Origin of the sequence: Anoxybacillus sp. LAT27 (genome assembly GCF_022030075.1) — a bacterium.
Taxonomy (GTDB): Bacteria; Bacillota; Bacilli; order Bacillales; family Anoxybacillaceae; genus Anoxybacillus; species Anoxybacillus kestanbolensis.
This window is the reverse complement of the sequence record NZ_JAIWYK010000076.1, coordinates 19,234-33,055: the sequence shown is the minus strand read 5'-3', so window position 1 is coordinate 33,055 and position 13,822 is coordinate 19,234. Positions and strand designations below refer to the sequence as shown.

Annotated in this window: 14 protein-coding genes and 1 riboswitch; of the genes, 1 reads left to right on the top strand and 13 read right to left on the bottom strand. The window is 39.7% G+C overall.

The window, feature by feature from the left end:
• Window positions 1–85 precede the first annotated feature (85 nt).
• From LD028_RS07915 to thiM, 3 genes are read right to left on the bottom strand one after another with little or no spacing between them, the layout of a single operon-like run.
• A complete protein-coding gene (locus tag LD028_RS07915) occupies window positions 86–892 on the bottom strand; it encodes an enoyl-CoA hydratase (RefSeq protein WP_237810765.1) in 807 nt (268 codons plus the stop codon).
• A gap of 42 nt (window positions 893–934) precedes the next feature.
• Complete coding sequence (gene thiE, locus LD028_RS07910; RefSeq protein WP_237810764.1) at window positions 935–1,588, bottom strand: thiamine phosphate synthase; 654 nt, start codon at window positions 1,586–1,588, stop codon at window positions 935–937.
• Window positions 1,589–2,383, bottom strand: a complete 795-nt coding sequence (gene thiM, locus LD028_RS07905; protein ID WP_237810762.1) for a hydroxyethylthiazole kinase — start codon at window positions 2,381–2,383, stop codon at window positions 1,589–1,591.
• A 55-nt stretch (window positions 2,384–2,438) separates the two neighbouring features.
• Window positions 2,439–2,554, bottom strand: a riboswitch (TPP riboswitch).
• Between the two features lie 163 nt (window positions 2,555–2,717).
• On the opposite strand from thiM, the gene hcp reads away from it, so the two are divergent.
• Window positions 2,718–4,007 (top strand): hydroxylamine reductase, encoded by a 1,290-nt coding sequence (hcp, locus tag LD028_RS07900; protein WP_237811499.1) that lies wholly within the window; start codon window positions 2,718–2,720, stop codon window positions 4,005–4,007.
• Between the two features lie 30 nt (window positions 4,008–4,037).
• Here the strand turns inward: hcp and LD028_RS07895 are convergent, their stop codons facing one another.
• The 10 genes from LD028_RS07895 to LD028_RS07850 all read right to left on the bottom strand — a co-directional run bounded on the left by LD028_RS07895 (window position 4,038) and on the right by LD028_RS07850 (window position 13,820).
• Entirely contained in the window at window positions 4,038–4,565 is a 528-nt protein-coding gene (locus tag LD028_RS07895) for a thermonuclease family protein (protein ID WP_237811498.1), read from the bottom strand.
• Entirely contained in the window at window positions 4,562–5,188 is a 627-nt protein-coding gene (locus LD028_RS07890) for a histidine phosphatase family protein (RefSeq protein WP_237811497.1), read from the bottom strand. The genes LD028_RS07895 and LD028_RS07890 overlap by 4 nt, the downstream gene beginning before the upstream one ends.
• Before the next feature lie 49 nt (window positions 5,189–5,237).
• Window positions 5,238–5,939: an ABC transporter ATP-binding protein gene (locus LD028_RS07885; RefSeq protein ID WP_237811496.1), complete on the bottom strand. Its 702-nt coding sequence runs from the start codon at window positions 5,937–5,939 to the stop codon at window positions 5,238–5,240.
• Entirely contained in the window at window positions 5,932–6,741 is an 810-nt protein-coding gene (locus LD028_RS07880) for an ABC transporter permease (RefSeq protein WP_237811495.1), read from the bottom strand. Before LD028_RS07880 ends, LD028_RS07885 begins: the two co-directional genes overlap by 8 nt.
• A complete protein-coding gene (locus tag LD028_RS07875; RefSeq protein WP_237811494.1) occupies window positions 6,738–7,184 on the bottom strand; it encodes a nitrous oxide reductase accessory protein NosL in 447 nt (148 codons plus the stop codon). The genes LD028_RS07880 and LD028_RS07875 overlap by 4 nt, the downstream gene beginning before the upstream one ends.
• Window positions 7,168–8,499, bottom strand: a complete 1,332-nt coding sequence (locus tag LD028_RS07870) for a right-handed parallel beta-helix repeat-containing protein (protein ID WP_237811493.1) — start codon at window positions 8,497–8,499, stop codon at window positions 7,168–7,170. Before LD028_RS07870 ends, LD028_RS07875 begins: the two co-directional genes overlap by 17 nt.
• A 98-nt stretch (window positions 8,500–8,597) precedes the next feature.
• Complete coding sequence (locus LD028_RS07865; protein ID WP_237811492.1) at window positions 8,598–10,514, bottom strand: sensor domain-containing protein; 1,917 nt, start codon at window positions 10,512–10,514, stop codon at window positions 8,598–8,600.
• Window positions 10,515–10,632: 118 nt separating this feature from the next.
• The gene (locus tag LD028_RS07860; protein ID WP_237811491.1) at window positions 10,633–12,696 is read right to left on the bottom strand and encodes a heavy metal translocating P-type ATPase; all 2,064 of its coding nucleotides are present in this window, start codon (window positions 12,694–12,696) and stop codon (window positions 10,633–10,635) included.
• Window positions 12,697–12,707: 11 nt separating this feature from the next.
• Window positions 12,708–13,013 (bottom strand): ArsR/SmtB family transcription factor, encoded by a 306-nt coding sequence (locus tag LD028_RS07855; RefSeq protein ID WP_004890247.1) that lies wholly within the window; start codon window positions 13,011–13,013, stop codon window positions 12,708–12,710.
• 87 nt (window positions 13,014–13,100) lie between these two features.
• Complete coding sequence (locus LD028_RS07850; protein WP_237811490.1) at window positions 13,101–13,820, bottom strand: exonuclease domain-containing protein; 720 nt, start codon at window positions 13,818–13,820, stop codon at window positions 13,101–13,103.
• Window positions 13,821–13,822 lie beyond the last annotated feature (2 nt).

Sequence of the window (13,822 nt, the reverse complement as noted above, 5' to 3'; positions counted from 1 at the left end):
AAAATAAACAAAAAAAACGCATTCCTCCCCATGCTTGAAAGCAGGGGTTTCCTGCGTGATTAATCATGAAAGTTTTGCAAATTTTTTATTTTCCGCTAAAATGCGGACGTCGCTTCTCTAAAAAGGCGCGAATCCCTTCTTCGTGGTCTTTTGTTTTGCGCATTTCCGCTTGATACGCTGTCTCCATTTGCAACGTGTTCAACAACTGTTGTTCGCTTAAACGAGCATATAACTGCTTCGTCGCAATCATCGCACGAATCGGTTTTGCTAGCCATTCATTCACTTTGTGCTGAATCGCTTGTTCATCACCGATTTCATCAACGAGTCCCACTTCATATGCCTCTTGTGCACTCATTATTTTTCCTTCCCATATGATTTGTTTTGATTTGACATCTCCAATTTTTCGATTTAAAAAGAAATGTCCCCCACCATCTGGAACTAAACCAATGCCAATGAAATTCATTGCAACGCGCGCTTGTTCATTTGCGATTACATGATCGCAAGCAAGGGCTAAACTAAATCCTAATCCTGCAGCGGCACCATGTATGTAGCTAATCGTTAGTTTCGGCAATTGATGCAATGTCATCGCTATTTGTTTAATCGTTTCCATCACTTCAATGAATGAATGTTCATTCGTTGATTGCAACATCGTCTTAATGTCGCCCCCTGCGCTAAATCCTTTGCCGCGACCACGAATGATGACGATATCCGCTTCACTTGCTTCAACTTCTTTTAACGCTTGTAACAACTCTGTTAACATTTGTTCATGTAAAGCATTTAGCGCATTCGGACGATTCAATTCAATGGTTGCGACGCGATTTTCGTATGATAGTACGATATGTTCCATCTTCTCCATCCCCTCTTTCGTTTGTTCGCTATTTTCTTTCGACATATATGAATAAAATCCTGCACAGAACAAAGGAAAAAGACGACATCACCTGTCGCCTTTTTGTTTTGCACGTATGACAATCTCATATAGTCGTTTTGTTTGTTCGTAAATATGTTCAGCACGGCAAATGGCCGAAATGACAGCAATTCCGTCTGCACCCGCTTCGATCACTTGTTTGGCTGTTTGTTCTGTAATTCCACCGATCGCAACGAGTGGAACACGTTTTTCATGGGCACGAATATGTTCAATCATTGTCAGTCCACATGCTTGCTTTGCATCCTCTTTTGAAACAGTTGGGAAAATCGGGCCTAATCCAACATAATCGGCGCAAGCAGCAAGCGCTTTTTTTACTTCATTTAAGTTGTGAACAGATACGCCTAAATATTTATCTCCTATGCGATCGCGAACGCGTTCAGCTACTTCGTCTTCTTGACCGACATGAACGCCATCTGCCTGTAAAGCGAGGGCCAAATCGACATCGTCATTCACGATAAAAGGAATATTATACATTCGGCATCGTTCAAGTAATTTCTCGGCTAAGCGGTATTTTTCAATTCCCGTAAGCGCCCCCTTTCCTTTTTCGCGAAACTGAAACATTGTAATACCGCCTTTAATTGCTTCATCAAGCACAGCGAGCGGATCTTTCGTACAATCGATACTTCCCATAACGAAATACAACGATAGCTTCTGCCTCATCATTTATTCCCCTTGAATACGCGCGTATTGATCAACTTCTTCTGCACTCGTTTCATGTAAAGCATTTAAAAAAGAAAGTTGAAAAGAACCAGGTGCTTTTGCTTGTTTGGTTGCTTTTTCAGCCGCCACACCGTAATAAGCGAGGGCAGCAACTGATGACATCATCATATCGTCTCCTATACCTGCAAATGCACCTAATACCGAACTTAACAAACAACCTGTCCCTGTTACTTTCGTCAACATCGCATCACCATTTGAGACGATTACAATACGTTCTCCATCGGTTACTATATCGTCTTTTCCTGTTATAACGACTACACAACGAAACATGAGTGCTGCTTTTTTCGCTACATCCACGAGGTCACTTTGAACGTCCCCTGCATCGACTCCTTTTGTACGTACTTGTTCACCCGCAATGCTCGCAATTTCCGATGCGTTCCCACGTAAAATCGAAATGTTTACTTCACGTAATATACGTCTGGCTGTTTCGGTGCGGTACGCTGTCGCACCAGCTCCAACAGGATCGAAAATGACAGGAATGTTTGCCTCATTTGCTGCTTTTCCGGCAATTAACATCGCCTCTACGTCTGTTTCGTTTAGCGTGCCAATGTTTAACACTAAAGCACGAGCTAACCGAACCATATCCGCTACTTCTTCTTTTGCATACGCCATAACAGGAGATGCGCCTACAGCAAGCAAACCATTCGCAACAAAATTGGTCACCACGACATTTGTCATATTATGTACGAGTGGTGACTCCTTTCTAACACGCATTAACCATTGTCCTACATTCATCATTCATTCCCCCTTAAAAAATAAAAACTAGTCGGACAGAATCGACTAGTTTGCATATCGAAAACATAGCCTACTTCCCTCCGCTGGTACAAACCAGATCAGGTTCAAAGGGTTGGAAAACTGATTGCGCGTTTTCCTCTCAGCCATCGCCATCCGGCACCCCTAGTAGTTTGATTGATTCAATTTTCTTTCATTTTAATACATTCTTTCTCTTGATTCAATATGGATTATTGTCAAATTTCGTTCATATTTTTGTATGAAAGTGTGATATGTATCACTTACGACGTACATATTTTCTCCTATTGTTAAAGTGTCAATAAGAAAAGGAGGGGTCATAATGTTTTGTCATCAATGTGAACAAACACCAACAGGGGGATGTACTGTTGTTGGAGTTTGCGGGAAAGATGAAACAATTGCAAGTTTGCAAGATACGATCGTATTTGCATTAAAAGGAATTGCAGCATATCGCACGCATGCCCATCAACTTGGGTATACCGATCCGTTCGTTGATACAACGACACATGAAGCGTTATATATGACGTTAACAAACTCTAACTTTAACGTACAAGAACATATAGACATGGCGATGAAAGTCGGGAGAGCAGCCATTCGCGTAATGGAACTACTCGATCGAGCACATACAGAACGACTTGGCATTCCTCAACCTGTTCGTGTAACGCAAAATAGAATTGAAGGAAAATGTATTCTCGTTACAGGACATAACTTATTTGCCCTTGAACAACTATTAAAACAAACAGAAGGAAAAGGAATTAACATTTACACACATTCCGAAATGCTCCCAGCACATGGTTATCCACAATTAAAAAAATATAAACATCTGAAAGGAAATGTCGGAAAAGCATGGTACGATCAACGTCGCCTATTTGAAAAATTCCCTGGTGCTATTTTAGCGACAACAAACTGTGTCATGCCGATAAAAGGTTCATATGCTGATCGCATGTTTTCATACGATGTAGCCGGATTAGAACATGTGCAAAAAATCGAAAATGATGATTTCACGCCGTTAATTGAGAAAGCGCTACAACTTCCAGAAGCAAACATTGAATCGGATGAAACGTTAGTGACTGGTTTCCATCACGAAACTGTAATTCAAATTGCACCAGAAATTATTCAAGCTGTAAAAGAAGGAAAAATTGAACGCTTTTTCGTTATCGCAGGTTGCGACGCTCCTGGAAAAGGCGGTGAATATTATCGCACGTTAGCTACATCGTTACCGAAAAACACTGTCATTTTAACGACATCCTGTGGGAAATTCCGCTTTAACGATGTCGACTACGGGGTTGTTCCTGGCACGAACATTCCACGATATATTGATTTAGGGCAATGCAACAACTCGATTTCGACTGTCAAAATTGCAATGGCGCTTGCGGAAGCATTCGGCTGTGAAGTCAATGAGTTACCGGTCAGCATCGTTCTTTCATGGTTTGAACAAAAAGCAGTTGCAATCTTACTCGGATTGTTTAGTTTAGGCATTCAAGACATTCGAATTGGACCGAAAGCACCGCACTTTATTTCTGAAGGCGTGCTACACGTATTGCAAGACATGTTCGGTCTCAAGCTCATCGGTAATGTAGAAGAAGATATGCAAGCGATGCTCGCACATTAAAAGGGCTGTTTCATCCAGCCCTTTTCACATTTACGAAGCTTTATTTAACCATACACTCATATTAAATCCTTCTTCTGTCACGTATCCATCGACACTCCATATTCGTTTTTTTGCTTTTTTCGCTTTTTCTTGTGCTTTATACAATTTTTTTGCATATTTTGTGTCCGGTTCAAATACGTAAGCAACACGCGCAAACCCTTCTTGTACAATTTTTTCTTGGTATAAAGTTCCATCTTCTAACCATATGTACGCAAGCAATCGACCATAACGATCGTACGGTTGTTCTTTTGCGCTTAGTTCAACTGTCACTTTTTTGTGAAGCAAAACGTCTTTAGCGAATTGTTTTGCCTCTTCGCCATACGCCTGTTTTTCGCGATACGTTTCGGGGGTATCGATATTTAGTAGACGAACCGTTACAATTTCGCCATCTTTTTTTATTTTTACTGTATCCCCATCAACAACATATTCTACTGTCGTAACAAATGTTTTCTCTTTATTTTGCGATGTACAACCGACAATAAAGACAATTGCCGTAAAAAACATAGCCCATTTTCTCATAAATGTGTCAGCTCACTTTTAAGATGTGAAATGTCCGACTCGCATTCCACGTCCCACTTTTCCCCGTCAAACGATACGATCGTCACACTCGTACCGTATACACGGCTATTTTTCCACAACTCCGCAAGCGTTTGTTGTTTCCAATATACAAGAAGCGTGCGAATCACCATGCCATGTGTAACGATAAGAATATGACCTTCTGAATGATTTTCAGCTATATGTTGGATCGTAGCAATAGCTCGACGTTGAACATCAAAAAACGTCTCGCCAATAATCGGCTTGTATGCATCTGGGTTATGATAAAAATGATAATGATTTTGCTCGTCGGATTGCGCAATTTCTGCAATTGTTTTCCCTTCCCAATCACCTAAGTGAATTTCACGTAGCCGTTCATCAAAATATATTGGCACATGACGTTGCCCTAAAACAATTTGTGCTGTTTCTTTTGTTCGATCGCTCGGACTACAATACGCAGCAGTAAATGGGACTGTACGAAACCGATCGTGTAAAAGTGCTGCCTGTTTTTTTCCCTTTTCAGTTAAAGGCGAGTCTTTCCATCCTTGCATGCGCTGTTGTGCATTCCACTCTGTTTCAGCATGACGAATGACGTATAATTTTAACACTTTACCTCCCCCTTCGAATGAAAAAAGCAAGCAATATTTGCTTACTTTTTCAGTATGACATATGTTGTGAAATTTGTGCAAAAAATATAGACTCTAACGATTTTCCATCTTGACAAAGCGCGGAAACCGAATCGTATATAAGCATTTGTCCTTGATGAATAAATACGACAGTATCTGCAATTTCCTCAACTATTGACAGCATATGTGTCGAAAAAATAATAGCTTTTCCCTTTTCCTTTTCCAAACGAATAAGTCGTTTAAATTCCCATACCCAATACGGATCTAAACCGTTTGTTGGTTCATCTAAAATAAGCAATGGGGCATCCGCTAAGAGCGCTTGCGCAAAAGCGAGCCGCTGTTGCATGCCTTTTGAATACATCCTTACTTGCTTATGTTGATCATTCGTCAGTCCGACAACATCTAAACATTGTTTCACCCGCTCGTCTGTTGCTCCTTGCCATTGTCCAAATAAAGATAACACTTCATAACCTGTTAAAAGCGGGGGAAATTGAAGATGATCCGGCATAAACGAAAACCATTGCTTGTCGTTGTTTTGAATTGGTTGTTCGTTTACATATATGTCTCCTTTCGTTGGTGGGAGCTGTCCGATTAGCATTTTAATAATCGTGCTTTTTCCTGCACCGTTACCGCCGCATAACGCTAAACATTGTCCTTCTTGAGCAGAAAAAGAAATGTTTTCTACTTTATTTTGTTCGTTATATATTTTCGTCAATTGTCTCACTTCAAGCATAACGTTTCCCTCGTTTCATCCATACGTTTACTAAAAACAACGGCACAATGATCCATATGCATGCGATTGCAATAAATGTAAGCTGGCCACTTGCACTCTCTGCCCATTTTGACCATTCATATAATTGCGGACCAAATAGTGCGCTACTTTTCAGAGCAGCCACGGTCCAAACACGCACGAGTTCAACCGGATTCAATATGATAGATAAAGCAAATAAAAAAATGGTCCATTGCTTTGGAACAATTGATAACAAAAATAATACGATAAATTCATAAAATAAAACGAAAAACCCCCAAATAAATAAACTAATACCGAGAGCTTGTAAACGATTAGAGGAAACAAGTCCAACGAATAAAGCAATCGCTAAAAAAATACTTGTTAATACAATGGTGAATACAAATGAAAGGAAAACAAACGTCGACCACGTCCCTCCTGTTGCAAAAAGAGCGATACTTGCACTTCCATACCCGAGCGCAACAACTGTCCATAGTGATAGGCAGCTCCCCACATATAAACCAAGCGTTAAAGAGTGAGTGGAAACCGGATATGTTAATATAAGCGATAATCGGCCGTCTTCCTTTTCCCCCGCAATAAACAAACTACCTGCTAATAAAGCAACGAGTGGGACAAGCAAAAGGGACAAATTTAATAAAGCCGCGGTCGAACGTGTAAATACTCCTGATGCCTCGTGTCCGCTACTTGCGATCACAGTTGATGATAAAACGGCAAACAAAACGGCAAAAGTGATAAGCCATTTGCTACGAATCATCATCATCCATTGGTACTTTATCGCTGTATTCATTGTTCAAATCCCCACCGATGTTTTTTTAATTGCTCATACGTCCATAACTCTCCATTTCCTTCTTGTTCCATGTATACTTTGGCATGTTTTTTGTTTGCAAATGAAACGACCCCATAATTCATCGGCGTCCAATAATTTGGATTGTATACAAAAACAGCGTGCTCAAGCTCAATCCACTCCCCGTTTGTTACATCGCGAACGTATTTCTTTGCAATGTCCTCGTTGCTTTTATTCATCCACTCGATCATGCACCCAATATCATCAAACTTATGCACCGTTCCATCTTTTAAAATTATTTCTGTAGCATATGGTTCTGCTGTTATACTCATATTACAAACTACACATACATCAATATCTGGATTAATTTCTTCAGGCTCGTACGTTTTCGCTCCACTACATGCGACGAGAAAACATACAAAGAAAAGGCTAGCAATTTTTTTCATGTGTCATTCTCCTTCCATATCCAATCATAAGCAAGCTGCTTACAAATAAAATGCTTCCAAACAGCAACAGTTTCCACGATCTTTCGGTTGTTTCGTTTTTATTGCGATCGACTTGTATAAGTGGGAAGCGGTCTTCCCCTTGCGCCTGTGCTTGCGTAAAAAATGACTCCGTTGTATCAAGAAGTGATAACGCCGGACTTTGAAAATAAAATTGCACACTTGGCCATTTCCGCAGCAGTCGACTATACATAGAACGAATGCGATGTGGGGTATCACCGACTCCATCATCGTTGAAATCATAGAACTGATAGGTGTCCCAATAATTTCCTTTACTTCCATCATCAAATGCAATGGGTGCTCCTTGGATAAGTGCATCTTCCATATTTCCTAAAAATTCATTTTTCACAACAATGATATCGGGATTTTCATATAAGCTGTGCAATGCACGATAGTTACCGATAAATTCATTGTCTTTTACATGACAATGACGTGCGTTTTGTAACGATAAAGCTGTGCTATTATACAGAAATGTATTGTTGTGCATCACTACATGTTCGCTATCGTAAATGAGCGCCCCGTATCCACGATAATCTAATTGTCTCTCAATCGTATTATGTTCAATCGTAAACTGCTTGGACATCATCATCATCATTCCATTAATATTTTCTGCGAGCACATTTTCTTTTGCCATCCCGCCTTCAGCATACATGAAATGAATGGCATAGCGTGCATTCGTTACTTCGTTTTTTTCGATCATTGTATGTTTAGCCCAATCTAAATAAATGCCATCTTGCACACGTGAAATATGATTTTCGCGCACAACAACCCCGCTTGTCTTCAATAGGTGAATACCGTTTCCTCGTTGAGCGAAATGAATATCTCGTCCACGAATGACATTGTTTAAAAGGTTGATATTTGTTCCTTTTTCTACATAAACACCGTAATGTACATGTTCTATACGTACGTGTTTTAACGTAACATGTGAACTTTTTTGAATGAGCACACCAGCTCCTTTTCCATATGCGCTGTTGCGAATCGTTAATCCTTCGACATGAACGCGAGGAGCACGAATTGTCACAACATATTCGCTTCCTTCCCCATCAACTACCGCTCCGGGTTCAGCAATGAGATGAATCGGCTTGCGAATCATAATCGGACCTTTGTATATCCCTTTTTTCACGATTAACACGTCGCCATCATGTGCTTCATCAATAGCTTGTTGCAGCTGTTTATGTACGTCGATCTTTTCTCCATATACCGTTTTTGTAAACAAAAGTGTAACGATCGTTATGAGCAAAAAAAATAAGCTACGCATGTCCACTCCGTCCTCATGTTTGTCATTTATATATCCACATTAATGTAAATTTGTGAAGAAAAAAGAAAATATATGTGAACAAAACGTGAAAAGAGACGCTAATGTAGCGCCTCTTTCGATTGATTATGTTGTTCAAGCCATTGAAGTAACTTTTCTGCTTCTAACGATTGACTAAAGTAAAACCCTTGGGCAAAATCGCAATCCATCTTCTGTAATAAAGAGACTTGATCGTCGCGTTCTACCCCTTCAGCGAGCACCTGTAAATCTAAACTTTTAGCGAGATGAATAATTGTATCGACGATCGTTGCATCTTTCGAATTGTCGGTAATATCACGAATAAACGAGCGATCGATTTTTAATAATGAAACAGGCAAATTGCGAATATAAGCAAGCGATGAAAAGCCGGTACCAAAATCGTCAATCGCAACTTGAATGCCGATCTGTTTTAACTCTGTTAAAATATGTTTTCCTGTTTCGATGTTTTCCATTAATCCGCTTTCCGTTATTTCTAAAATTAAATAGTTAGGTGGAAACTGTGTTTCTTGCAAAATATTTTTCACATGCGTCACAAATTCTTTTCGATTGAGTAAAAATGGTGATAAGTTTACTGCGAGCTTTAATGTCGGAAAATGAGTTTTCCATTGTTTTACTTGTTGGCACGCTTCTTTTAACACCCATGTTGTAATTTCAAAAATGAAGCCGTTTTTCTCAGCAATTGGGATAAACTCTAATGGCGAGATCACTCCGAGCGTCGGGTGTGTCCAACGCATGAGCGCCTCGACCCCCATAATTGATTTATTATCTAACGACACTTTCGGTTGATAACATAAATAAAACTGATTGTTCAATAACGCAAGCGGTAACTCTTGTTCAATCATTCTTTTTCGATTTTGCTGCGGATGATAAAAGTGATATCCTTTCCCTCGTTCCTTTGCATAGCAAAGCGCTTGATCAGCTTGTTTCAGTAATGTATCTAAATCTGTACCATCTTGTGGAAAGAACGTCACCCCAATAGAAAGACCTGATTGGATGACATGCTCTTTATATCGAAATGGCTCCACAAACGATTGAAGCAAATGGTTCATGCGCGCAACCATCGTCTCTTTGTTCACATCATGTAACACAATGACAAACTCATCGCCACCGATGCGAGCAAAAAAGTCTTCTTGTTGCAAATGTTGCTGAATGCGACGAACCGCCTCTTGTAAAAAAAAGTCCCCTGCTTGATATGAAAAACGATCGTTAATCCACTTAATTTTGTCAAAATCAATGTAGCATAATGCAAATGGACGCATTTTTTGAATCATGTGTTGCACATACGTTTCAAAATAAAAGCGGTTTGGAATATTAGTTAGCGAATCGAAATGTTTTAATTTGATCAGTTCTTCCTCACAACATTTCCATTTTGTAATATCTTTTGCCACAACAATCACGTGTTCTATCTCATTTTTTTCATTTAGTAACGGCTGAGCATGCATATCAATCCATATGAAATGCCCTTTGTGTGTTCGCCAACGACATTCAACAGTTGTTTCTTTCTCTTTTGTCGCGTAAATCGTATGTAATTTTTCCATTAAAAGCGGGATGTCATCATGATGAACGAAAGAAAACAACTCATGGTTACACACTTCTTCTGCGCATTTTAGCACGTGTTGAGCGCTTGGTGAAACGTATGTAATTTCACCTTCTGATGATAAAATAAATGTAAATTCAGACGCCATTGAAGCCATAGAAGAAGTGAGACGCATATCAATAAACGGTGCGTCACGATACGTCACAACGATGGCTTGTAGCATACCTGTTTTGTTACATAGAGCGGTGGCTTGAACATATATATTCTTACGCTCATCTTCCTTCAAAATATCATACGAAACGATGCGACCATGTTGTGCATCATGAATCAACTTTTTTAACAGCTCTCGATTCACACGAAGATGATAAAAATGGCGAAAAAAATGTTCATCCGCTCCTAAAATTTTTCCGTTCGGGTCCATAACAGCGATTGCTTGCATCATTTTATTCAACCTCTTTGTTGTTAAAGTTCTATCTTCATTTTCACTAAAAACGGTGAAAAAATCAACAACGTTTCTAATATTTCTGAATAATGTCCTTTTTTTAGAAAAGCGCACAACTTTAAATCGTGCGCTTTTCCCATAAAATGAATAAGCTCAGTATGCTAACAAAAATCGTTGCCCCCATATCCGATAAAATGGCGATCCATAATGTTAACCAACCTGGAATGGTTAATAGTAGCGCCGTTGCCTTTAACGAAAGGGCAATTGCGATATTTAAACGAATGGTGCGATTTACACGCCGGGCAATAACAATCGCCTCTGGCAATTTCTCGAGATGATCTTGCATAAGCACGACATCAGCAGTTTCAATGGCGCTATCTGTTCCTTTCCCCATCGCGATCCCAACGTGAGCATGAGCAAGGGCAGGGGCGTCATTCATTCCATCTCCTACCATTGCCACTATATCTGTTTTCATTAACTCCTTTATTTTTTCTACTTTTTGTTCCGGAAGAAGTTTTGCGAATGTATGTGTCACTCCAACTTGTTTAGCAACTTGTTTAGCTGTTTTTTCGTGATCTCCTGTTAACATGACCGTGCGCCGAATACCAATACGGTGTAGTTGCTGAATGATCTTTTTACTCTCTTCACGTATTTCATCAGCGATACCAAATAAACCAAGTATACGTTGTTCATCTGCGACAAAAACAATCGTACGCCCTTCACATTTTAACTTTTCTGCATCTTGTTGAATTTGTTCGGTAAACAATTGGTGATCAAACATTCTTTCGTTTCCGATACGATACCATATCCCATCGACTTTTCCTTCCATACCGCTTCCTGTTCGTGTTTCGACTTGTTCTGGTTGTTTGTATGCAATATGATGTTGCTTTGCTTTTTGGACAATGGCTTGTGCAAGCGGATGGGAAGATACACTTTCTAAAGACGCAGCAATATAAAGCAGTTCATTTTCATCGCTATATGCAATCACATTTGTTACGTGCGGCTTTCCTTTTGTTATCGTTCCTGTTTTATCAAAAGCAATCGTCCGTATGCGTCCAAGTGTTTCTAAATGAACGCCTCCTTTCACTAACACGCCGTTCTTCGCGTTCCGCGTCATACCCGCTAGCAAAGCAATCGGGGAAGATAAAATAAGGGCGCAAGGACATCCGACAATTAATACAGCTAACCCTTGATATAACGAATCATGCCAAGACGCTTCAAACCATAACGGTGGAACGAGCATGACGAATAGCGAAACAATCATAATAAAGGGAGTGTAATATTTTGCAAAACGGTGAATAAACAATTCGAGTGGTGTTTTTGTTTCTTGCGCTTCTTGTACAAGATGTAAAATTTTTGCCAAAGAGCTGTCTTTATATTGTTTTGTAATTTGAACGTGTAACACCCCTTCATTATTTACACTTCCGCCGTACACGTTCATTCCTAATTCTTTTTCGATCGGCATGGCTTCGCCTGTAATCGCTGCTTCATTCACAGAGCTTTTCCCCTCAATAACGACACCGTCTGATGGAATTTTTTCACCAGGGCGAACAACTACCACATCGCCAACTTGTAGCGAATCAATGGGAACGACACGCATGTTTCCATTCGATATAAGAAGTGCTTCTTTTGGCGCTTGTTTCAGCAGCATATCAAGCGAGCGACGCGCTCGTTCCATCCCTAGTCCTTCTAAATATTCGTTAATACCAAATAAAATGGCAACGACAGCCGCTTCTTTCCATTCACCAATTCCAAATGCGCCGATTAAAGCAATCGTCATTAACGTATCCATATTAAAACGAAAACGAATGATATTTTTCAATCCTTTAACAAATGTTTTATATCCGCTCAGTGCTATCGCAGTCATATAAATAACAATGCTCACTCCATCTACGTCCAAACGTTCAAGCACAAGCGCCATCAAAAAAAGAACAAGAGAGGCACCTACGAGATAGAGGAGCGGATTTCGTTTTTTTTGCGTCTGTTCATCGTCTGCTATATATGCTCCATCTGTCGCTAAAATCGTCCGTACTTTTTCTAAATCGATGCGTTCATGTACGCGTAATTTTCCGCTATTATAGTTCAACGTTGCTCCGTCGCCATATGGAAGTGACTGAATTTGTTCTTCTAATGCCCGCGCACAATTAGCGCATGTTAATCCTTTGATTTCATACTCTTTCATTTGATCCCCCCCTAATGATCGCGCGCATGGCGAATCGTTTGTTCAAGAATGTGTAAAACATGTTCATCATCATGCGAATAATATAGTGTCGTTCCTTCCCTCCGATATTTAACGAGACGTAAGTTTTTCAAAAATCGAAGTTGATGGGATACAGTCGATTGTAAAAGTGACAACCGATTCGCAATTTCAGTTACTGAAAACTCGCCAGATGAAAGCAAATGTAAAATACGAATACGCGTCGGGTCACTTAACGCTTTAAATGTTTGTGATACGATGAAAAGCGTTTCTTCATCTAACTGCTCATATTGATGTTCCATACGATCCCCTCTCTTTCAATATATGAATATATGTTCATATAAGTTAATCAAATTGTATAATTTTTCGCAAAAAAAGTCAACGCTCGTTTACGAACATTGACTAAGTAATGCATATAAGTCGTGCAACGTATCAATTTGTAACTGTTGCAACTCTATAAACACTCGCTTCCACATTTCAAATAAACTCATGACATCTCCTTTTGCTGTATGACGATCAATCGGAGTTAGATGATAAAATGAAAGAGCATCATCAAGCGTCGGAAATGAGTCGTGATATATACATTCCATAATTTTTCTCATTTCTATTGTTGTTTGTTGTAAAACTGTACGATAATTTCGTGATAAAAATTCATTTAAAAACGCCACATCATGCTGAATATGATAACCGAGTAAAATGCCATGGTTCAAAAAAGAAAGAATATGATGAATTTCCTCCTCTAATAACGGGGCGCATGCAACATCGTCGTTTGTTATCCCTGTAAGCACCTCAACATGTTCGGGAATGCGGCGTTTTGGTCGGAAGTTGGAACAATATAAATCAAGCGGTTCACCGTTTTTTGTTTTTAAGGCTGCAAGTGAAAAAATTTCATCTCCCCTTTGTGGAGAAAAACCTGTTGTCTCTGTATCTAATAAAATAAACGTCACGTCAGAAAGCGGCGTTTCGAGCGAATACGTATGCTTCTTTACTTCTTTCATTATTTTTCGAATCCACGCCTCTTGTTGAAAAGCTGGACCGACCGCTGTTGCTTGATCGTATCGAAGACCAAGCGATAGTATGCGACTGATCCATTGAAACGGTCGCTCCATCA

Coding starts and splice junctions, on each gene's coding strand:
- thiM (WP_237810762.1), bottom strand. CDS start 2,383: ATGATGAATGTAGGACAATGGTTAATGCGTGTTAGAAAGGAGTCACCA.
- thiE (WP_237810764.1), bottom strand. CDS start 1,588: ATGATGAGGCAGAAGCTATCGTTGTATTTCGTTATGGGAAGTATCGAT.
- LD028_RS07855 (WP_004890247.1), bottom strand. CDS start 13,013: ATGGAACATCAATATGAGCAGTTAGATGAAGAAACGCTTTTCATCGTA.
- hcp (WP_237811499.1), top strand. CDS start 2,718: ATGTTTTGTCATCAATGTGAACAAACACCAACAGGGGGATGTACTGTT.
- LD028_RS07860 (WP_237811491.1), bottom strand. CDS start 12,696: ATGAAAGAGTATGAAATCAAAGGATTAACATGCGCTAATTGTGCGCGG.
- LD028_RS07885 (WP_237811496.1), bottom strand. CDS start 5,939: ATGCTTGAAGTGAGACAATTGACGAAAATATATAACGAACAAAATAAA.
- LD028_RS07850 (WP_237811490.1), bottom strand. CDS start 13,820: ATGGAGCGACCGTTTCAATGGATCAGTCGCATACTATCGCTTGGTCTT.
- LD028_RS07875 (WP_237811494.1), bottom strand. CDS start 7,184: ATGAAAAAAATTGCTAGCCTTTTCTTTGTATGTTTTCTCGTCGCATGT.
- LD028_RS07870 (WP_237811493.1), bottom strand. CDS start 8,499: ATGCGTAGCTTATTTTTTTTGCTCATAACGATCGTTACACTTTTGTTT.
- LD028_RS07865 (WP_237811492.1), bottom strand. CDS start 10,514: ATGATGCAAGCAATCGCTGTTATGGACCCGAACGGAAAAATTTTAGGA.
- LD028_RS07880 (WP_237811495.1), bottom strand. CDS start 6,741: ATGAATACAGCGATAAAGTACCAATGGATGATGATGATTCGTAGCAAA.
- LD028_RS07895 (WP_237811498.1), bottom strand. CDS start 4,565: ATGAGAAAATGGGCTATGTTTTTTACGGCAATTGTCTTTATTGTCGGT.
- LD028_RS07915 (WP_237810765.1), bottom strand. CDS start 892: ATGTCGAAAGAAAATAGCGAACAAACGAAAGAGGGGATGGAGAAGATG.